The sequence below is a fragment of the Myroides sp. LJL116 genome, from assembly GCF_054871685.1.
This window is the reverse complement of record NZ_JBTXLR010000019.1, coordinates 21,187-43,633: the sequence shown is the minus strand read 5'-3', so window position 1 is coordinate 43,633 and position 22,447 is coordinate 21,187. Positions and strand designations below refer to the sequence as shown.

The following is a 22,447-nucleotide window of genomic DNA, read 5'->3' as shown; positions in this document are numbered from 1 at the left end:
GAAAAAAGATAACCTTTAAAAGGTTACCTTTTTTACCATTTAACTTGTTTTTCTATTGCTTTAATCATCTCAGCAGCGATATCTTTATTAGTTGCACCCTCGATTCCTTCTAAACCAGGTGAGGAGTTAACCTCTAATAATAAAGGACCTTTATCGGAGCGAATAATATCTACACCAGCCACTTTTAAGTTCATGGCTTTTGCAGCTTTGATGGCTATTTTCTTTTCCTCAGGAGTTACTTTTATCACCGATGCTGTACCACCCAAGTGGATATTGGCCCTAAATTCACCCGGTAAAGCTTCTCTTTGAATAGCTGCCACTACTTTGCCATCTACTACAAAACAGCGAATATCCTTTCCGTTTGCCTCTTTGATGAATTCTTGTACTAATATATTAGCATTTAAACTCTTAAAGGCATTGATAACACTCTCTGCTGCTTTTTTAGTTTCAGCAAGTACCACACCTTTTCCTTGAGTACCTTCTAAAAGTTTAATAATTAGCGGACTTCCTCCAACCATTTTAATCAGATCATTGGTGTCTAATGGAGAGTTAGCAAAACCTGTAGTAGGTATATCTATTCCATTGTTTAACAAGAGCTGTAAAGAGAATAATTTATCTCTACTTTGGGTGATAGCTGCCGCGCTATTTAAGCTAAATACTTTTAGGGATTCAAAGTGTCTAGTTAAGGCGCATCCATAATAGGTCATACTTGGACGTATACGAGGAATTACTGCATCAAAATCATTTAATACTCTTCCTCCTCTGTAATGTATCTCTGGTTGGTTAGCATCTAGTTTCATGTAGCAGTATTTTAAATTTAAAAAGTGCATTTCATGACCTCTAGCTTCTCCTGCTTCGATAATTCGTCGGTTGCTGTATAAATCTGGGTTACTAGCTAAAAGACCAATTCTAAGACCGGTACGTTCGGTTTTAACCGCATTATAATATTCTTGTATTTTTTCTATAGTTGGTTGTCCAAGTAGAAAATGTTGTTCAGGATCTACTAATAACTTACCAATCATAGCTTCTCTACCCAATAGCATTCTATAGCCCATCGAGTCTCTATTGGTTAGGGTTAATTCGATTTCCCAACTCATATCGGCAAGCTCGATGTTAGTAGCAATCACAAAGCGGGATTCTTTACTTCCACTAGAACTTTTTATTATTCTCTTATCGATTACTTTAGCTTCGCAATGGATAAGTGTTTTTCCATTATTTTGAAGGGGATTTACATTAAATTTTACCCAAGGTTCTCCATCTTTTTCAAAAGGAGTTATGTTAAGCGCATGCAAAGCAGAGGTTTTAGCCCCTGAATCTACTCTTGCTTTAATAGCAGGAATTTTTAAAGTAGAAAAAGAACACCATTCTTCACTACCAACAATTACTTTGTTTACCATATATGAAAATTATTTTGCGAATGTAGTATATTAAATATAATCCTTCGCTATGAAATAAAAAAAAATAAAGCCTAGTTTATTTTGGTTTTATTTACTTGAAAATAGGGGAGTTATCCTTTTTCTTTAGGCTTAATTTAGTTTTAAAACAGTTGGTTTTTTATCCTTTAGAACTTAAAAGTATAGGGAAATATTTAAAGCTAGTAAATACAAAAAAAATAAGCCTACTAATTAGTAGGCTTATTTTGGTTTTGTATCACGGTAATTTCTAATTCTTCTTTGTCCTTAGAAATAGAAAGTTCCACTTTATCTCCGATTGAAATTTTAGAGTTTACAATTTCTTGTGCTAAAGGATCTTCAATATATTTTTGGATTGCTCTTTTTAAAGGACGAGCTCCATATTGTTTGTCAAAGCCTTTCTCAGCAATGAATTCCTTAGCAGAATCCTCAAGGTGGATTTCATATCCAATTTCTTGAACTCTTTTATATAGCTTGTCTAATTCAATATCGATAATTAATTGAATGTGCTCTTTTTCTAAAGGATTAAAGACAATTATATCGTCGATTCTATTTAAGAACTCTGGTGCAAATGCTTTCTTAAGTGCATTTTCAATCACTGATTTTGAATGTTGATCAACTTGTTCTTTACGTGCAGTTGTTCCAAAACCAACGCCTTGTCCAAAATCTTTTAATTGACGTGCACCGATATTAGAAGTCATAATTATAATGGTGTTTCTAAAATCTACCTTTCTACCTAAGCTATCGGTTAAGTGTCCATCGTCTAAAACTTGTAAAAGCATATTGAATACATCCGGGTGAGCTTTCTCTACTTCATCAAATAGAATAACGCTATAAGGCTTTCTTCTTACTTTTTCCGTTAACTGACCACCTTCTTCATAACCAACATATCCCGGAGGTGCTCCAACTAATCTTGAAACGGCAAATTTCTCCATAAATTCACTCATATCAATGCGTAATAAGGCATCTTCTGAATCGAACATCTCTTTGGCAATTACCTTGGCAAGTTGTGTTTTACCTACTCCGGTTTGTCCAAGGAAGATAAAGGATCCAATTGGGCGATTAGGGTCTTTTAATCCAGCTCTATTACGTTGAATTGCCTTGGCAATTTTTTCTACTGCTTGGTCTTGTCCAATTACTTTTTGTTGGATTTGGTTTGGTAGATTAGCTAGTTTTGTAATTTCTTTTTCCGCAATTCTATTAACAGGAATTCCAGTCATCATAGAAACAACATCTGCAACATCTTGTTCAGATACAACAATGCGATTAGATTTTACGTCGTTCTCCCAGTCTTTTTGAGCCAGGGATAGATCTTTTTCTAGTTTTTTCTCCTTATCTCTTAACTCAGCAGCTTCCTCGTATTTTTGCTTTTTAACCATGTCGTTTTTATCCTGGCGCACTTCTTCTAATTGGGTTTCAAGCTCCACTATGTTTTGTGGAACATTGATATTAGTTAAGTGAACACGAGAACCAACTTCATCCATAGCATCTATAGCTTTGTCCGGAAGGAAGCGATCGCTCATATAGCGGTCGGTTAATTTCACACAAGCCACTAGTGCCTCAGGTGTATAAGTTACATTGTGGTGTGTTTCGTATTTATCTTTAATATTGTTTAAAATAATGATGGTTTCCTCCACAGAGGTAGGTTCCACTATTACTTTTTGAAATCTTCTTTCTAAAGCTCCGTCTTTTTCAATGTGTTGTCTAAACTCATCTAGAGTAGTTGCTCCAATACATTGTAGTTCTCCTCTTGCTAAAGCAGGCTTAAACATATTAGAAGCATCTAAAGAACCAGTGGCTCCACCAGCTCCAACGATGGTGTGAATTTCATCAATAAATAAAATGATATCTGGGTTTTTCTCCAGTTCATTCATTACTGCTTTCATTCTTTCTTCAAATTGGCCTCTGTATTTAGTACCTGCTACCAAAGAAGCTAAGTCTAAGGTAACTACTCTTTTATCGAATAAAACACGAGAAACCTTCTTTTGGATAATGCGCAAAGCCAAACCTTCGGCAATAGCAGATTTACCCACTCCAGGTTCTCCAATTAATAAAGGATTATTTTTTTTACGACGGCTTAGAATTTGAGATACTCTCTCAATTTCTTTCTCTCTCCCAATTACTGGATCAAGTTTGCCATTCTCGGCCATTTCTGTTAAATCTCTACCAAAATTATCTAAAACTGGAGTTTTAGTTCTTTTAGTAGATTTGCTAGTGAAATTGTCACTATTGTCATCATTGTCTCTGTCATTTTGACTGCTTGGGTCATAGGTTTGAGCAGAAGGTTGATCTGCAATATCTTGGTTATCAGAATTTACATCACTAACATTTCCAAGGTATTGGTGTTTAACAGCATCATAATCTACTTTTAATTTAGTTAAAACCTGAGCTGTTGGATCGTCGTTGTTTTTTAAAATACACAACAATAAATGAGCAGTGTTAATTTCTCTATTCTTGAAAAGTTTAACCTCTAAATAGGTTAAACGCAATGCTCTTTCAGCTTGTTTGGTTAAACTCAAGTGAGCCTTATCATTCATAACGGTATGATTAGCTGTAGTTGGGTTTAAGGTTTCTATTTTGTGGCGTAGAAAATCTACGTCTATATCTAAATTGCGTAGGATAGTAGATGCTTCACCTTGCTCCACTCTTAGTAGGCCTAATAAAAGATGTTCTGTTCCAATAAAGTCGTGACCCAATCTTAGGGCTTCGTCCTTACTGTAGGAAATTACATCTTTAACCTCTTGTGAAAAATTGTCTTCCATTGTTTATTAATATTTAGGTGAATATTGATATGTGACTATATTGCAAAAAGTGTTCCTTGCCCTATAGCTGTCATAAGCTAATATGACAAAAAAACAGCTATTAAAAAAATATGTGCTTAAGTTTTTTTAAAAAAAATCGAAAAGCATATTTTCTGGGGTAAATACTTGTTAAAAGATATGGAATAAAGCCACGAAATCCATATATTAGCACGTTTAATATTTTGAGAAATTTAATTTTATATACTTATGTCTGAAGGAGAAAAGTTGATTCCTATTAACATAGAAGAGCAAATGAAGTCGGCTTACATTGATTATTCAATGTCTGTAATTGTTTCTAGGGCTCTTCCGGATGTTAGAGATGGCTTAAAACCTGTTCATCGAAGAGTATTATTTGGAATGTACGAATTAGGTACTTTATCTAATAGAGCACATAAAAAGTCTGCTAGAATTGTAGGAGAGGTTCTAGGAAAGTATCACCCACATGGAGATACTTCGGTATATGATGCGATGGTTCGTATGGCTCAAGAATGGAGTATGCGATACTTGCTAGTAGATGGTCAAGGTAACTTTGGTTCTGTGGATGGTGATAGCCCTGCGGCTATGCGTTATACAGAAGCGAGAATGAAAAAGTATTCGGAGGAAATTCTTGCCGATATCGACAAAGAGACAGTTGATTTTCAACTGAACTTTGATGATACATTGCACGAGCCTACGGTAATGCCTACTAGAGTACCAAACTTACTTGTGAATGGTGCTTCTGGAATTGCAGTGGGAATGGCAACTAATATGGCACCCCACAACTTATCAGAAGTAATCGATGGAACTTTAGCTTATATTGATAATCACGATATCACTATCGACGAGTTGATGGAGTACATTAAGGCTCCAGACTTCCCAACAGGTGGTGTAATTTATGGTTATGAAGGTGTAAGAGAAGCTTTCAAGACGGGCCGTGGACGTGTTGTAATGCGTGCAAAGGCAAATTTCGAAGAAGTGGATGGAAGAGAGTGTATCGTGGTAACGGAAATCCCTTATCAGGTGAATAAAGCAGAAATGATTAAAAAAACTGCTGAAAGCATCAATGATAAGAAAATCGAAGGTATCTCGACAATTAGAGATGAATCCGACCGTAAAGGGATGCGTATTGTATACGTTTTAAAAAGAGACGCTGTTCCAAACATCGTTTTAAATACCTTATATAAATACACTCAATTACAGTCTTCTTTCAGTGTTAATAATATTGCTCTTGTAAATGGAAGACCTCATACTTTAGATTTAAAGGAGTTAATTTTCTACTTCGTAGAGCACCGTTTAGATGTAGTGACTCGTCGTACACAATTCGAATTAAGAAAAGCAGAAGAAAGAGCACACATATTAGAGGGATTAATTATTGCTTCTGATAATATTGATGAAGTAATTGCTATTATTCGTTCTTCTTCTAATCCAGAAGAGGCAAGAGCAAGATTAATCGAACGTTTTAGCTTAAGTGATATTCAAGCTCGTGCTATTGTAGAGATGCGTCTACGTCAATTAACAGGACTAGAGCAAGATAAACTACGTGGTGAGTACGAAGAAATCATGAAGTTAATTACTCACTTACGTGAATTATTAGCAAACAAAGATCTTTTAATGAATCTTATCAAAGAAGAATTAATCGAAATCAAAAATAAATACGGAGATGAGCGCCGATCAGTAATTGAATATGCTGGTGGGGATGTTAGTATCACCGACTTAATTGCAGATGAGCAAGTAGTTATTACTATTTCTCATGCTGGATATATTAAAAGAACACCACTTTCAGAATATAAGACACAAAATAGAGGAGGAGTAGGACAAAAATCTGCTGGAACAAGAGACCAAGATTTCTTAGAGCATATGTATGTTGCTACCAACCACCAATATATGTTATTCTTTACTCAGAAAGGAAAATGTTTCTGGATGAGAGTTTACGAGATTCCAGAAGGGACTAAAACAAGTAAAGGTAGAGCTATTCAAAACCTAATCAATATTGAGAATGACGATAAGGTGAAAGCATTTATTTGTACACAGGACTTAAAAGACGAAGAGTACATCAATAATCATTATGTGATTATGGCTACTAAGCAAGGTCAAGTGAAGAAAACACCTTTAGAGCAATATTCTCGACCACGTCAAAATGGTATTATGGCCATTACTATTAAGGAAGATGATGAGCTATTAGAAGCTAAATTAACCGATGGTAAGAGTAAAGTACTACTTGCAGTTCGCTCTGGTAAATTAGTTCGTTTTGATGAGGAAAAAACTCGCCCAATGGGTAGAACTGCCTCAGGAGTTCGCGGAATTACTCTAGCGGATGATAAGGATGAAGTAATTGGCATGCTTTCTGTAAGTGATATGACAAGTGAAATTCTTGTAGTATCGGAAAATGGATACGGAAAACGTTCTGCATTAGATGAGTACCGTGAAACCAACCGTGGTGGAAAAGGGGTGAAAACCATGAACATCACCGATAAAACAGGAGAATTAGTTTCTATTAGTTCGGTTACCGATCAAGATGATTTAATGATTATTAATAAATCGGGATTAACTATTCGTATGCGTGTTTCTGAACTTCGTGTTATGGGACGTGCAACACAAGGAGTGAAATTAATTAATATTAAAGATACGGACTCTATTGCAGCGGTTTGTAAGGTAATGAAAGACGAAGATGAAGATGAGTCTACTTTACATCAATTGCCTTTAGAAGAAGGAGAAACAGGAGATTTATTTAAGCACCAAAATCTAGAAGAGGAGCAGGAAGATCAAGAAGATCAGGAATAATTTTTGCTAATCAATAGATACCTATTTTGTCAAATTAAAAAACTATAAAAGATGAATAAAAAGTATGCTTATTTATTTACTGCTTTAATGATTTCAGGATTATCTATGGCTCAGAAAAAAGAGCTAAAAGATGCTGAAAAAGCAGTGAAAAAAGGAGATGTAACAGAGGCTACTGCTGCTTTGAAAACAGTAGAAGCACTTTTAGGTAGCGCTACTAAAGAGCAACAAGCACAATACTATGCATTACAAACTAATCTTGCTTACCAACAAGTAGAGAAGAATGTAGATGTAGATAGTAATGTGGATAAAGTACTAGCTTCTTATAAGAAGCTTACTGAGGTAGAACCTAACAAAAGCAGTAAGTTAATTCAAGTAGCAGATCAAGAACTTTTATCTGTTGCTAATAAAGTAGTAAATATTGCTATTGAAGATAATAGTTCTTCAAATTTTAAGGGTGCTTCTCGTAGATTTAACCAAGCGTTTCAATTAAATCCAAAAGACACTATTTATTTGTATTATGCTGCTTCTACAGCTATTAATGCTCAAGATTTTGACCAAGCTGCTACATACTACAAACAATTATTAGACTTAGGATATGATGGAAGCTCTTCTTACTACACAGCAGTAGAGAATGAGTCAGGTGAAGTACAAAACTTCGGAAGTGATTCTAAGATGCGTGATTTAATGGTAAAACAAGGAACTCACTCTTCTCCAGAGAAAGTAGTTGAGGAGTCTAAACGACCAGAAATCATCAAAAACTTAGCTTTAATTTACTACCAAGAAGGAAAGTTTGATTTAGCAGAACAAGCAATTGTAGAGGCTAGAAAATCTAACCCTGAGGATATCAACCTTTTACTTACACATATGGATTTATATTTAAAATCCAACAATATGGGTAAATATACAGAGCTTGCACGTGAGGCTTTAGCTAAAAATCCTAATGATGATGTTTTATTATACAACTTAGGAGTAACTAGTTTCCAAGCAGGGAACTTAGAAGAAGCTAGAAAGTATTACCTAGAGGCAATCCGCGTTAATCCTAAGAGTGAAAATGCTTATTTAAACTTAGCATTCTTAAAATTACAAAAGGATGAGGAGATTACCAATGAGATGAATAGTCTTGGTATGAGTGCTGCTGATAATAAGAAGTACGAAGCTCTTTTAGCTAAAAAGAAAGAAATGTATAGAGATGCAATGAATGACTTAGAAAAGGTAATATCTATTAATCCAGATAACCAAGAAGCTGTTCAAACTCTTAAAGGTATTTACAATGCTTTAGAGATGACAGATAAGTTAAACGCATTAAATGCAAAAGGATAATCCTTTACTTATAATACAAAAAAAGCGATCAAATTTAATTTGATCGCTTTTTTTATTTCTATCCTCCTTGGTTTTTATTATCCCAAAAAGGGCTATGATTTGTAGAACTTACTCGTTTTCTAAGTTTCTTATTTTGTTTAATTTATCTTCCCATATTTTGGTTTCCTCTTTCAACTTATAAATGTTTTTATGTACTTCCATTACAAGTGGGTTATTAGGAGCAGGGTTTTGAATATAAGCTAGGTTGTTCTCTAGCTGTAAGGTATTATTGTGTAATTCCTCTATTTTACGTTGAATAAAAACAGCTTCATTTTGCAACTTTCTAGTATCGTTAGAATCCAAAATTGAGTCCAATCTATTTTTGAATTTAACCTGTTCGGTCTCTCTTCTACTAAGGTTTAACTTGGCAAAGAAAGTATCGAGTAATCTATTGAATTTACCTTCTATAAAACGTTTATTATCGGGTACCTTCCCTATAGACTTCCAATTGTTGATATGGTTTTTTATCTCTGCTAAGTCTGTTTTATGGTCTCCAGATAGCTCAAAACTTTTCAGTAGTTGTAAGTATTCCTTTTTACGAGTAAAACTAGATTCCTCTTCCTTCAAGGTTTTTGCAGCCTGTTGGTGTAGATTCTCAAAGTAGTGATTACAGGTAGATTTAAACAACTTCCATAGTTTATCAGAATGTTTCTTTGGTACATGACCTATTTCTCTCCATTGCAGCTGGATCTTTTTCATAATAGGAGTAGCCATGGCAAAGTCTGTACTATCCTTTAATTCCATCGCTTTTTCTAGAAGAGCGGTTTTTTTGATATAGTTGGCCTGTTGGTCTTTCTTTAAATGCTTATAAAAGTTGTTTTTTTGCGTATTAAAGTTTCTAGTTGCAAGTTTAAATAAGTCCCAAACTTCATCACTGTTCTCATTGGGAACTTTGCCAATAGTATAGTATTTAGCGCGTAATTGCTCTACTTTTTTTATTTCTCTTTGCCAAGCGCCATGGCTGTCAAAGTCTTGTTTAGACAATTGATCAATCTGGCTAATGATAGCAACTTTTGCATGTAGATTTTCTCTTTCTACTTGTCGTAGTTGATCAAGGATAAGTTCTCTTTTAGCATATAAGGCTTTAGTTGCTTCAAAGAATTCTTTCCAAACTTGGTCTCTCACTTCTCTAGATACTGGTCCTATGTCTTCCTTCCAAGTACGATGTAAGATTTGCAATTCATTGAAGGCAGCAATTACATCACTTTTTTCTAGTAGATCTTTTGCACGTTGAACAAGGCGTTGTTTCTGTTCTAAGTTATGTTTAAAGTCCAGTTGTCTTGTTTCATTATCTAGTTGTAATAAGTCGTAAAATCTTTCTACTTGAAAATGGTAATTACTCCATATATCTTCATATTTATCCTTTGGAATAGATCCTGCTTTATTCCACTGGTCTCTTAACTCATTTAATTGCTTTATAGAAACCTTGGTAGAGGTTTTATCTTCTACCATATCTTTGATCTTTTCAATGATCTGTAGACGATTCTCTAAGTTTGCTTGCAGGCGAGCTTCAAGTTCTTGGCGGTAGGTATTTCTTTTTTGTTTGTATAGTTTATAGTAATGATCAAATTGCTCCTTAGGGGCGCATTTAAATTCAAAATCGCTTTCTAAAGCATCCGGGTTATTTTGTAGAAAAGCATCCCTTTTTTGCTCGAATAGGTCATCGTACTTTTGAATAAAATTCTTTTTGATTTGCTCAATATTGTCCCTAATGTTTTTAATAGGATGGTTTTCGGTTAGGTCTTTTAATACATTACTTAAAGAAGCTAAATCCATTTGTTCATAGTCCAAGTTATCTACTATGATTTGTGCACTACTTAGTTCTTGTTCTTCTCCTATTTCAGCATTAACTGCCGTGATAGAAGCCAGAGTAGTGTCCTTAGTAGTATTGGATTGGTTGTTTTGTCCATCTGCTAGCTCTTGCAGGTTATCATTCGATTGGTTGTGCATAATTAAAAAACTATTACGTTGAACAATTATTTGTTTGTATTTTACTACAATATAGTCAATTCTACTGATAAAAAAACAAAATACTCCCATTATTTGTAGCTAACCCTCTCTTTAGGGCTACTTTAGCTGAAAAAAGCTCGTTATTTCTCCAAGTACTTTACCTTAGGCATACTTGCTTGGGATAAGGGCAAAGAAAAACGCCCTAAGAACAGTAATTGTCTTAGGGCGTTATCTTTATAGTGATAAGTTGGTATAACTTATTTATTCCATATTTTCCAGGCTTTTTGGGCTTGTAAAACAAGCATAGGGTAACCATTGATAGTTACTGCTCCATTTTGGCTTGCTTGTTTTAAAAAGGCAGTTTGTTCTGGATTGTAAATTAAATCATAAGCAATGTGATCAGGGGTAAAACCACTATAGTCAATAAGGGGCTTATCTTCTACATTAGGAAAAGTACCCAAAGGAGTAGTGTTGATTACAATTTTATATTTTTGAAGTAATTCCGGTGTTACTTGCTCATAGGATAGTTGTCCTTTTTTTGGACTTCTACTTACTATGGTATAGTCTATTTTTAATTTATCAAGGGCATATTCAATGGCTTTACTAGCTCCGCCATTTCCTAAGATTAAAGCTCTTTTATGACGTAACTTTAAAAGTGGTTTTAACGAATGGTAAAAACCATACCAATCCGTATTATACCCTTTTAATTTACCTTTTTTAGTTACTTTAATAGTATTTACAGCGCCTATTTTTTTGGCTGTTTTCCCTAGAGAATCTAAATAGGGGATAACTTCCACTTTATATGGGATAGTAACATTTAGTCCTTCTATATTTTTATGGTCTTTGAAGATACCTTCGAAGTCCTCTATACTTTGCAAATCAAAGTTTTGGTAAGAGTGATTCTTTAGATTCTCTTTTTCAAATTTTTCTGTGAAGTGGTTTTTCGAAAAAGAATAAGAAATATTCTTACCTATTAATCCGTAGTTTTTTGTCATGTTTTATAGCTTAAAAAGCTATTTCAAAGGTGAAATAGCTTTTGTATTATTGGTTGTCGAATTTACTTAAAATGTTTTGTACAAAGGGATTATTCCACATGTTTGGGAAAATTCTTTGTATGATTTCTCTGCCCCTAGAATCTTGAACTAGTGCTTTATTTAAATAAAACTCTCCTTGCTCATTTTCCGATAGGATAAAATACAGAGCTGCTAAGCGGTAATTGACCTCTGCAGTATTGGCGTGAAAATCCGCTATTTGTAATAGCTTTTGGATAGCTAAGGGATACTGCTCTAAGATATAAAGTGTATCCGCCCATTCAATCCAGTGTTCCATTAGGTAATTGCCTAATTCGGCTGCTTTTTTATAGCCTACTTCTACCTCTTTGAAATTCAGAGTGTTTTTGTTTAACACCGCATATCTGATCCAATATTTTTGGTTCAGCTCATCGATTTGTATAGCCTTTTGTAAATAGAAAAGTGCTTTGTCGTATTTACATTCCTTAATAGATATATCGGTAAGGGCAATCCATCCTTTATCTAGTAATGGATCTTCGTGTACTGCTCTTTTATAGTATTGGTAGGCTTTTGGAAAATCGTTTAATTGTTCAAAACAACTTCCAATGCGCAGTAATACAAAGGAGGTAGCATCATCTAGCTCTAAAGTGGTATTATAACTTTCAATGGCCTCTGTGTATTTTTCTAACTTCTCTAAAGCTTTTCCTTTTTCTAAATAAGCTCCTAAGAAGTATTCATCGATTAAAGTAGCGTATTCAAAAGCCCAAACTGCCTTATCATAGTCCTTTAAAGTAAAGTACTCTCTACCTAATTGATGCCAAGCAATTTCACTATAAGGCTTTTTATCAATGTATTGAGTCAAGAAGTCAATAGCTTCTTGGGTTTCGCTTAAAAAGTCAAAACAATAAATAACGTTATAAAGCGCCGATTGGTCCTCTTGGTCTTTTTCAAGACATAGAATAAAGTTCTCCTTTGCCTTTTGAATTTCATCTAAAAGAAGATATTCCATGGCAATTAAAGAGTAAACATCTGCTAAATCTTGGGTAAGAGTAAGGGCAGTTTCTAAGGAAGCAATAGCCTGTTGGTGTTGTCCTTTCTTAGAAAGTATCGTTGCTCTTTGTATGTATATTTCCTCATTAGTGGGATCAATTTCTTGGATCTCATTTAAAAGGCGATCTACTTGATCGTATTTGTGTTCGAAAATTAAAATTTCTACTTCCACTAGCTTTAAACCAACTGAATTAGGGTGTTGAGCACAACCTAATTTAAGTGCTTTTTTAGCTAGATTAAGTTTTCCTGAATCTAAATAATGTAAGATAATATTCTCAAATTCCTCGGAATCAAAGAACAATACTTTATTGGTCTTGAGCATTGACTCAAAACGCGAAAGGGTTAATCTGTATTCTTCGTCTTCTTCGTTATCTAAATGCATAGTTTTGTTTTTTTGTACAAAAAATTATAAACCTAACTCTTGTTGTACTTCATTTAAGGCTTGTATAATCATTTCACAGCCTTGTCTAATTTCTTGTTCAGAAATAGTAAGGGGAGGAGTAATACGGATGGCTTTACCTTCAAAAAGTAGCCAAAATAATATCAATCCTTTTTCCTTACATTTAAGAATCACTCTATTGGTAACTTCACTACTTACAGTCATTGGAGCAAGCATTAGTCCAATTCCTCTGATCTCTTCAATTAATGGGTGAACTAATAATTCTCTAAATAGCTTTTCCTTTTCTAAGGTTTGGGCCATAATATCAGTATGTACCAATTCTTTTAAAACTGCTAAACTTGCCGCAGCAATAACAGGGTGACCACCAAAGGTGGTAATATGTCCAAATCCTGGGTTGCTATACAGAGTGTCCATATGCTCATCACTAGCCATAAAAGCACCACATGGCATACCGCCTCCCATTCCTTTACCCATTACTACAATATCAGGTACTACTTCATAGTTTTGGAATCCAAACAACTTTCCAGTTCTTCCGAATCCTGGTTGAATCTCATCCAAAATCATTAAGGCACCTACCTCTTGACAACGCTTTTTTACTTTGGTTAAAAAACCGTCAAAGGGCTGTATAAAACCAGCTCCACCTTGAATAGTTTCCAAAATAATACCAGCGGTTTTCTCGGTAATTTTTAAAAGATCCTCTTCATTATTAAAGGTGATAAAATCTACATCTGGAAGTAGTGGTCTATAAGCTCTTTTTCTTTCCTCAAATCCCATTACACTCATAGAACCCATAGTATTTCCATGGTAGGCATTAAAGCAAGAGATAAGCTGGCTTCTACCTGTTACTCTTTTAGCTAATTTTAATGCTCCCTCGGTAGCCTCTGTTCCGGAGTTTACCATATAGGTTTTGTTCAGCGGTTTTGGCGCATGCTCAGAAAGTAACTTACAAAACTCCACAGCTGGATCCTGGATGTATTCTCCATAAACCATTACGTGAGTATATTTATCTACTTGCTCTTTAATGGCTTTGCTTACCTCTGGGTGTTGATGACCTAGAGTACAGGCGGAAACACCTGCAACAAAGTCCAAATGAGCTTTATTATCTGTATCATATATATAGGACCCCTTGGCATGAGATACACTCATTGCAAGTGGGTTTGGAGATGTCTGTGCTTGGTATTTAAAAAAATCTTTTTGCATTATAATTCCATGTTTTTAAGGAGCTTTTCTATAGCTCCGAAAAATAATTTTTATGTATTTTAATAAGGTAACCCCTTGTCTATTAATCAAGTAATAGGTAGGGTTATTTGTTTGCAAAGATAAAGAACTTTTCACGTAAAGTGAAAACCTGTTTTTATAGGATTATTATTCCTGTATAGTTGGATTTTCAGGGGTAGGCTGACTTTGTTCTAAAACAGTTTCTTGAGATAGTTCTTGTGTAGATGTACCTATAGTATCTTGGTTGCCCATTGAAGGTTCTACCCAAGAGGACTCTTCCATGTCTTGCTCTTGTTGCAATTGTGGTAAGTCAGGATTTAGCTCGATGGTTTGCTCTTGTAATGGAATAGGAGTAGTAAAACGCTGTTTGGTTTTATCTAATTCTTGTAAAAGGGCTTTTTCCATATCTAATTCTTCTTGTGGAAAAATTTGCTCTAAAGAATCTATTCTCTCACTTGCTCTCCATAAAAATCCGCGTAGAGTTCTAGCATTTGAAGGTAAATCTTTCTCGGGATACATCTCACTGCTTGGATCTACAAATTTAGTTGCAGAGGCAATTTGGCCATCTTCAAACAATAGGTTGATATGAGAACAAATACCTTTGTCAATACCAACTAATTCTTTGTTGTCGTTATATAGATAATAGATCATTTCTGTGTTTTTGATAAGATCTATCTCTTTGAGTTTACCCTCTTGGAAACTACCATATAAATTAACTCCTTTTAATTGGTTATAACCTGGGCCAATGGTGTCTTTTTCAATAACAAAAGCATCTTGTAATACCTTTAAAGAGTCCAATACTTGGGTCTGAGGATTGTTTAATAGTTCAATAATCTTACCACTTAATTGGTTTTCTTTACTCCATACTACAGGGGAGCCTAAGAGTTGAGTAACTCCGGTTTGTTCCATAGACACAATAGAGTCTGCCTTTGCGCTCATACTATCTCTTAGGATACGGGCTCCATTATAGGCTCTAATGATACGGTGTTTCTCTGGACCAGAAAGGCTAATATGCGGGGCATATAGGTACATGATTGTACCATCTTGTTCCTCTTTACTAACTAATGGTTTTTTAGTTACAAAAACAGAGTCAATGCTTTGGTATACCTCTGCGTAGTGACTAGTTACTGTAGCTTTATTGATTGTATCGGTTATTTTGACATTAAAAGATGCAGAAGCGAACTCTTTATTTCTATCGTAATAGATAGAATCTGCCTCTATTTTTCTTTTCTCATGCCAGATATAGGAGTTTTTTAGAAGTTTGGCTATTTCTTTTTCTACATCGTAAAAACCATTCTCAGTATAGATAGAGTTTTCTTGGTTAACAATAGTAGAAGGGCCTATTAGATAGGCATGTTGACCTACTTCATAATAATCTAAATGATCTGAATTTACCTTAGTTTGATCCTCTGTTAGAATAGTTACTCCATTTAAAAACTGGAATTTCTTTTGATCCGAATAATATCTCCCATCGGTACTAGTTAAGGTAGTTCCTTTGTTTTTTATGGTTCCAAAAGAATCATAAAATAACAAACTTCTATTTCTATCGTATTTTAAAGTATCCGTTAAAAGGGTAGAGTCCGGTGAAGTAAGAATTACATCACCTTGAGCGTAAGCAAAACCATTATTACCATTGTATTCTGCATACGAACTATCTAGGGTTAAAGTATCTTTTTGAACCACATGTACCTGGCCAAATAGTTTTAAGTAGTTCTCCTTCTCAAAATAAAATGCTCTATCACAAGTCATGGTCATACCATCGTGCTCTGCAGATACGTTACCAGTTAAAATTACCGCATCGGGTAGGATATTTTGGTTGATATCGGAAAAATCTGCATGATGAATAATGATTTTATTTTGTTTTTGCGTTTGTGCAAAACAAGTAAAACAAAACAGTAGAAAAAATATAATATAATGCAATGCTCTCAAGTCAATAATTTTTTTCAAATTTAAGTAAAATTTGCGTATAAAGATTTTTGTTGGCAATAAATTATCAGTTATAAGGCGTTATTTGAAAGCAAAAAAAAAGCACCTTAAAAAAGGTGCTTTATCGCTAAGGTATTAGCTTATTTTAATATTGTTTGCGTTCTATCTGGACCTACAGAAACAATTTTCACAGGTACACCAACTTCTTTTTCAATAAAGCTAATGTAGTGTTTCAATTCTTCTGGTAATTGATCAAAAGACGTCATTTTAGTTAAGTCTTGATTCCATCCTTTGATTTGTTGATAGATCGGTTGAATGTTTTGCGGTTCTATATTATAAGGAAGGTGATCGATTTCCTCTCCTTTATATAAGTATTTAGTACAAACTTCTAATGTATCAAAACCAGATAAAACATCTGCTTTCATCATATAAAGTTCTGTTACTCCGTTTACCTCTACAGCATATTTTAAAGCAACTAAGTCTAACCATCCACAACGTCTAGCTCTTCCTGTTACTGAACCGAACTCACGTCCAACTTCAGCCATAGTTTGACCAGTTTTATCAAATAATTCTGTTGGGAAAGGTCCACTTCCAACGCGAGTAGTGTAAGCTTTGAAAATTCCGAAAACATTTTTTACTTTGTTTGGAGAAATTCCTAAACCTGTACAAGCACCAGCAGCAGTAGTGTTAGAAGAAGTAACAAATGGATATGTTCCAAAATCAATATCTAAAAGAGATCCTTGAGCTCCTTCAGCTAAAATAGATTTTCCTTCTTTTAAAGCAGTGTGTAAGTAGTGCTCACTATCGATGAAAGTTAATTTCTTTAATTGCTCAACAGCATTAAAGAACTCTTCTTCCATTTCTTGTAAGTTATACTGTAACTCCACATCATGAAACTTGATCATAGCCTCATGTTTGTCTGCTAAAGAACGGTAACGCTCTTGGAAGTCAGCAAGCTCAATATCTCCTACTCTTAAACCGTTTCTACCAGTTTTGTCCATATATGTTGGACCAATACCTTTTAATGTAGAACCAATCTTAGCTTTACCTTTAGCTGTTTCTGAAGCAGCATCCAATAAGCGGTGTGTAGGTAAGATAAGGTGTGCTTTTCTAGAGATTAATAAACGAGTGTAAATATCGATATTGAATTTCTCTAAGCCTTCAATTTCTTTGATAAAGACTACAGGGTCAATTACAACTCCGTTTCCAATGATGTTAATGGCATTTTTATGAAAAATTCCAGAAGGGATTGTTCTTAAAACGTGCTTAATTCCATCAAACTCTAAAGTATGTCCTGCGTTTGGGCCTCCTTGAAAACGTGCAATAATGTCGTATTCTTTTGTTAATACGTCAACAATTTTACCTTTTCCTTCATCGCCCCATTGTAGGCCAAGTAGTAAATCTACTGTCATTATTTGTGTTGTTAAATGTTGTTTATTTCGATTTTTAATTCTTTAGGTATTATTCTTGTTCTTTGGTTGGCGTGTTTTTTTTCACTCCATAAAAGTACAAAGAATGCGTGCTAATTTCTACATCAAAAATTTCTTCAATCGTCTTTTTGATTGTTTGAATTCTAGGATCGCAAAATTCAATTACCTCTCCTGTATCGGTTAAAATAAGATGATCATGTTGCTTGTCAAAATACGATTTTTCGTAATGCGCTTGATTTTGACCAAATTGGTGGCGTCTTACTAAACCACATTCTAAAAGAATTTCTATGGTATTATATAAAGTAGCTCTACTAACTCGGTAATTCTTATTTTTCATTTTGATATAAAGACTCTCGATATCAAAATGGTCTTCGCTATCATAAATTTCCTGTAAAATAGCGTAACGCTCCGGGGTTTTTCTATGCCCTCTCTCTTCTAAGAATTTGGTAAATACGTTTTTAACTATTTCCTGATTTTTTTCACTTCCCATGTCAAAATATCTTAACTGCAAATATATAGCTATTTTTGTTTTCAAGGGCATAAAACTCCACATTGAATTATTATTAACTATATTTTTTACTTGTTTAAAGGCTTGGGGGCCAAAAACAATGTTTTTGCCCTATTAATTAGCCCAGTAGACTTAAAAAAGTAACAAGAGTTATCCTCTTGTTACTTTTTCTATTCCTTCTATTTTTTTAATATTATTAATCATCTTTTTTAGAATCTCATTGTTTTGTACAATAACAGTGATAGATCCTCTAAAAATCCCCGCATCTTCGCTTAGAGAAATACTGCGAATATTTACCACATTGCTCTCCATGATAATTTTGGTAATCTCGGAGGTTAATCCAGAGGAGTCTAATCCTAGGATATTAATGGTAGCCTCAAAGTTCATTGCCGTAGATTTGTCAATCCATTGGGCTTGTAAAATTCGGTAAGCATAATTGGACCTTAGACTAATTGCATTAGGACAATCGGTTTTATGCACCTTGATTCCATCGTTAATTGTTACAAATCCAAAAACGCTGTCTCCAGCAATTGGGTTACAACAAGTTGCTAATTTATAATCTAGCTTTTCTTTGTCCTTTCCAAATACCAATAGATCAGGTGTCTTTTCCCCAGAGTCTATTAAGTTAGGTAAGGAAGGAGCTCTTTTGATGGTCTTTTTAAAGAAATTAAACAAAGTGTTATTGCGATTAGAGGCAAATTCTTTCAATTGACTGTTGTCAATTACTCCAGCTCCAACTCTATAGAATAACTCTTGGCTTGTTTTTAATTTAAAGTGAATACCCATTTCATTGACTACCTTTTCATCCATGGTAATCTTCAAATGCTTTAACTTACGTTGTAATTGCTCTTTACCTTCGTCAGCAATCTTTTTAATGTCTTCGTTTAAAGCACTTTTAATTTTATTTCTAGCCCTAGAAGTGGTAGCATACTCTAGCCAGCTTGGGCTTGGTTTTTTGCTATCAGAGGTAATTACCTCTACTTGATCTCCACTAGTTAAAACGTGGTTAAGTGGTACTAATCTACCATTTACTCTAGTTCCCCTAGTATGAAGACCTACTTCTGAGTGAATAGAAAAGGCAAAGTCTAAGGCAGTTGCTCCTTTTGGCAAAGATTTGATTTGCCCCTTTGGGGTAAATACATAGATTTCCTTAGAGTACAGGCTCAATTTAAAGTCCTCAACAAAATCCACTGCATCGGTTTCTGCATTTTCAAGGGCTTCTTTTAATTGATTTAGCCAAATATCTAAGGTGTTTTCTTCTGTTACTCCTTGTTTGTATTTATAATGGGCTGCATAACCTTTTTCGGCTATTTCATCCATTCTCTCACTTCGTATTTGAATTTCTACCCATCTACCCTTTGGACCCATTACTGTAATGTGCAAAGCTTCATATCCAGTTGATTTAGGAGCCGATATCCAGTCTCTTAATCGGTTAGGGCTAGGGCGGAAGTGATCCGTTACAATAGAATAGATTTTCCATGCTACGAATTTCTCATCATGAGGGGTACTTTTATAAATGATACGCAGGGCAAATTTGTCGTACACCTCGTCAAAGGTGACGTTTTGGGCTTTCATTTTCTTGCGAATCGAATAGATACTCTTTGGTCTTCCTTTCATGGAATATTCGATATGCTCTTCGTCTAAGGAATGCTTTAAGATATCCGCTACACCTTTAATGTAGGCTTGTTGCTCTTCGGTTGTTTCCTTCATTCTATTTACAATGTCTTTGTAAACAGCAGGTTCGGTATATTTTAAACCAAGATCTTCTAATTTGGTTTTAATGTTAAACAAACCTAAGCGGTGAGCTAGTGGTGCGTAGATATATAGGGTTTCCGAAGCGATTTTAGCCTGTTTATAATCGGCCATGCTCTCCATGGTTTGCATATTGTGCAACCTATCGGCAATTTTAATTAAAATCACCCTTACATCATCGTTTAAAGTAAGGAGCATTTTGCGGTAGTTTTCCGCCTGCATGGAGATATGTGGATCTGGTTCTAAAAGGGCCATTTTAGTTAGTCCTTCGACAATCTGGGCTACTTTTGGATTGAACCACTCCTTTATTTGTTGTACAGTAATATCGGTATCCTCCACCACATCATGTAGTAGTGCTGAGGCAATAGAGGTTGCTCCCAATCCAATTTCTGAGGCTACAATTTTAGCTACAGCAATAGGATGGAATATATAGGCTTCTCCTGATTTACGTCTTTGGTCTTTATGTGCTTTAACTGCTACGTCAAAAGCCTTACGTATGAGTTTTTTGTCCTCCTCGCTTAAGGTTTGGTAGCTTATTTTTAATAATTCTTTGTATTGCTGCGCAATAGCTTTATTTTCTAATTCAATTTCTGCCTCTGTCATATACGCAATCCTTAATTTGAGTGAATTCTTATAGGAAAGATACAAAATAAACCGCAATGGATTTTAATGCCTTATGTTAAATTATTATAGCACTATAGAGAAAAAGTATAGTATTCTCCTTAAAGGGAAGTTTTAGTGTAGTTTTTCACCATACAAGGGTAAAAAACTACACACATTGCTTTTTAAGTAAGTATCAAAAAGCTTGTTGTTATTGGAAGTTACGCTGTCTTTTTGCCTCGAAAAGCAAAATAGAAGCTGCAACCGATACATTCATAGAGTCAATTTGTCCACTCATAGGAATGATGATATTTTGCTTACTATGGTCTCTAAAATCTTGGCTTAACCCTGTTGCTTCTGTTCCTACCACAAAAGCACTAGGACCAGTGTAATCTATGGTATGGTAACCCGTAGAATCTTGTAGAGTAGCACTGTAAAAAGGGATGTTATTCTCTTGTAAAAAGGCAATGGTATCTTGTGTGGTTGCCATGGCAATTTGATTGGTGAAAACACATCCAACCGAAGAGCGTATTACATTTGGATTATATAGGTCTGTCTTTGGATTGGCAATAATAACCGCATCTATATTAGCGGCATCTGCCGAGCGTAAAATAGCTCCAATATTTCCAGGTTTTTCCGTTGCCTCTGCCACCAAGATAAGTGGATTATCTGTAAGGATTAAGTCCTCTAGAGATAAGGATTTTGTACTAGCAATAGCAAGAACACCTTCGGTGGACTCTCTATAGGCTAACTTATGGTAGACTTCTTTACTGATTTCAATACATTCCTTAGTGTTACTTTCTAACTCCTGTAAGATATCCTTAGGTAATACATCACTTTGAAAAAGAATGGTATTGATTAAATAACCACCAGCTTTGGCAAGTTGTATTTCTCTTATCCCTTCTATTACAAAAGAATTAGAACTACGTCTTGCTCTAGATTTCTCTTGCAGTTGTATAATGGACTTTATCAAGGGATTTTGAATGCTTTCTATCTTTTTATACGTCATTTTAAAGGGATGCTTTTGCTTTTAATTTTAGATATTTATCGATCACCTGAATACTCAAACTCTCTGGTTTTGTTAGTATACAAGAGATACCATAACGCAGTAATTCTTGTCGAATTAATTGCTTTTCAAAGATAAATTTTTCTGCCAACACTTTGTCAACTATTTCATCAATATTTTTTGGGGTCTTTTCACTGATTTCTTCTATTAGCGTATTTTCAAAAAATACCACCACTAAGGCGTGTTTTTTTGCAATATTTCTCAAATAGGGAATCTGGTTTTTTAAATTGGGAATCGCCTCAAAATTAGTGAATAAAACAAGTAAGCTTCGCTGAGGTATATTGGTCTTAGTAAAGCGGTATAGCGCCGAGAAATCACTTTCCTCAAAGCTAGTTTGCACATCGTATAACTTTTGGTTAATCTTGGTTAATTGCCCTGTTTTATTACTGGAAACAACGTGGTCTTCTACTTGTTTGGCAAGGGATATAAAACCAACTTTGTCCTTTTTTCTTAAAACGATATTACTCAAAGCTAAGGTAGAATTAATAGCGTAGTCTAATAAACTTAAACCTTCAAAAGGCATTTGCATAGCTCTTGCTTTATCTACGATACAATACACATTTAGAGTAGTTTGATCTTGGTATTGGTTAACCATCAAACTTCGGGTTTTTGCAGTAGCTTTCCAGTTCACATAACGTAAATCATCGAAAGGAGCATAGGGTTTAATTTGTTCAAATTCTAAGGAGTTTCCTAGTTTTCTTAAGGCATTTTGCCCCGATAGAGTAGGAGATTTAGACACATTAATCATTTGGTATTTCTTCATTTGTATAAAGGAAGGATAGCAAGACAAAACACAAGGGTTTTCAAAGGTGAATCTTCTTTGTAATAACCCTAGTGGACTAGTGACAAAACCGCGAAGGTGTCCAAAGTGATATACACCTCTTTTTTTAGGTACTAAAAAATAGGAGTGTTCTTTGTGTTGTTGTTTTTCCAGTTCGACTTGAATTAAAAAGTCCCTAATTTGAAAGGCAATGGGAATTTCATCGATGATCTCCACTTTTATATGGAAGTTATAATGGTTTTCTATCTTTAGGAGGATATAATTCTTATCGGAATTGGAAAGTTGTAAAGGCAACTCTCTTTTCATTTGCAGTCCTTTTTTATTGGAAAATAGCTTCCTATAATCCCATAGAATAGCTATACCTAATCCCAAGAGAATACTCCATGGCAAAAAGTAAAGTATAGGTATGAAAAAAGAGACTATA

General features: G+C 34.7%; 14 protein-coding genes. 2 read left to right on the top strand and 12 right to left on the bottom strand.

Going from position 1 to position 22,447, the window contains the following annotated elements; all coding sequences use genetic code 11:
* Nucleotides 1-32: 32 nt before the first annotated feature.
* Both rimK and ACYSNM_RS12250 read right to left on the bottom strand, forming a co-directional pair.
* A complete protein-coding gene (gene rimK / locus ACYSNM_RS12255; protein WP_461757173.1) occupies nt 33-1,397 on the bottom strand; it encodes a 30S ribosomal protein S6--L-glutamate ligase in 1,365 nt (454 codons plus the stop codon).
* 224 nt (nt 1,398-1,621) lie between these two features.
* Nucleotides 1,622-4,174 carry an ATP-dependent Clp protease ATP-binding subunit gene (locus ACYSNM_RS12250; RefSeq protein WP_461757172.1) on the bottom strand — a complete coding sequence of 851 codons (2,553 nt, stop codon included), beginning with the start codon at nt 4,172-4,174 and terminating at the stop codon, nt 1,622-1,624.
* Nucleotides 4,175-4,420: 246 nt separating this feature from the next.
* Here ACYSNM_RS12250 and gyrA point away from each other — a divergent pair, with 246 nt between their 5' ends.
* Together gyrA and ACYSNM_RS12240 are read left to right on the top strand one after the other, a co-directional pair.
* Entirely contained in the window at nt 4,421-6,973 is a 2,553-nt protein-coding gene (gyrA, locus tag ACYSNM_RS12245; protein ID WP_461757171.1) for a DNA gyrase subunit A, read from the top strand.
* Between the two features lie 51 nt (nt 6,974-7,024).
* The gene (locus tag ACYSNM_RS12240) at nt 7,025-8,293 is read left to right on the top strand and encodes a tetratricopeptide repeat protein (RefSeq protein WP_461757170.1); all 1,269 of its coding nucleotides are present in this window, start codon (nt 7,025-7,027) and stop codon (nt 8,291-8,293) included.
* A 108-nt stretch (nt 8,294-8,401) separates the two neighbouring features.
* Here the strand turns inward: ACYSNM_RS12240 and ACYSNM_RS12235 are convergent, their stop codons facing one another.
* The 10 genes from ACYSNM_RS12235 to ACYSNM_RS12190 form a co-directional block, all read right to left on the bottom strand.
* Nucleotides 8,402-10,282 (bottom strand): DUF349 domain-containing protein, encoded by a 1,881-nt coding sequence (locus tag ACYSNM_RS12235; RefSeq protein WP_461757169.1) that lies wholly within the window; start codon nt 10,280-10,282, stop codon nt 8,402-8,404.
* A 257-nt stretch (nt 10,283-10,539) separates the two neighbouring features.
* Entirely contained in the window at nt 10,540-11,277 is a 738-nt protein-coding gene (locus ACYSNM_RS12230) for a shikimate dehydrogenase family protein (protein WP_461757168.1), read from the bottom strand.
* Between the two features lie 46 nt (nt 11,278-11,323).
* On the bottom strand, nt 11,324-12,724 hold the full coding sequence (locus ACYSNM_RS12225; protein ID WP_461757167.1) for a tetratricopeptide repeat protein: 1,401 nt from the start codon (nt 12,722-12,724) through the stop codon (nt 11,324-11,326).
* A 24-nt stretch (nt 12,725-12,748) separates the two neighbouring features.
* Nucleotides 12,749-13,942 (bottom strand): aspartate aminotransferase family protein, encoded by a 1,194-nt coding sequence (locus ACYSNM_RS12220; protein ID WP_461757166.1) that lies wholly within the window; start codon nt 13,940-13,942, stop codon nt 12,749-12,751.
* A gap of 165 nt (nt 13,943-14,107) precedes the next feature.
* On the bottom strand, nt 14,108-15,907 hold the full coding sequence (locus ACYSNM_RS12215) for an OstA-like protein (RefSeq protein ID WP_461757165.1): 1,800 nt from the start codon (nt 15,905-15,907) through the stop codon (nt 14,108-14,110).
* 119 nt (nt 15,908-16,026) lie between these two features.
* Complete coding sequence (locus ACYSNM_RS12210; protein WP_461757164.1) at nt 16,027-17,298, bottom strand: adenylosuccinate synthase; 1,272 nt, start codon at nt 17,296-17,298, stop codon at nt 16,027-16,029.
* Nucleotides 17,299-17,347: 49 nt separating this feature from the next.
* Nucleotides 17,348-17,806, bottom strand: coding sequence for a Fur family transcriptional regulator (locus ACYSNM_RS12205; protein ID WP_461752793.1), 459 nt, complete (start codon nt 17,804-17,806; stop codon nt 17,348-17,350).
* 168 nt (nt 17,807-17,974) lie between these two features.
* Nucleotides 17,975-20,179, bottom strand: a complete 2,205-nt coding sequence (locus tag ACYSNM_RS12200) for a RelA/SpoT family protein (RefSeq protein WP_461757163.1) — start codon at nt 20,177-20,179, stop codon at nt 17,975-17,977.
* 208 nt (nt 20,180-20,387) lie between these two features.
* Nucleotides 20,388-21,185 (bottom strand): TrmH family RNA methyltransferase, encoded by a 798-nt coding sequence (locus ACYSNM_RS12195; RefSeq protein WP_461757162.1) that lies wholly within the window; start codon nt 21,183-21,185, stop codon nt 20,388-20,390.
* 1 nt (nt 21,186) lies between these two features.
* Complete coding sequence (locus tag ACYSNM_RS12190; RefSeq protein ID WP_461757161.1) at nt 21,187-22,329, bottom strand: DUF58 domain-containing protein; 1,143 nt, start codon at nt 22,327-22,329, stop codon at nt 21,187-21,189.
* Between the last annotated feature and the right edge of the window lie 118 nt (nt 22,330-22,447).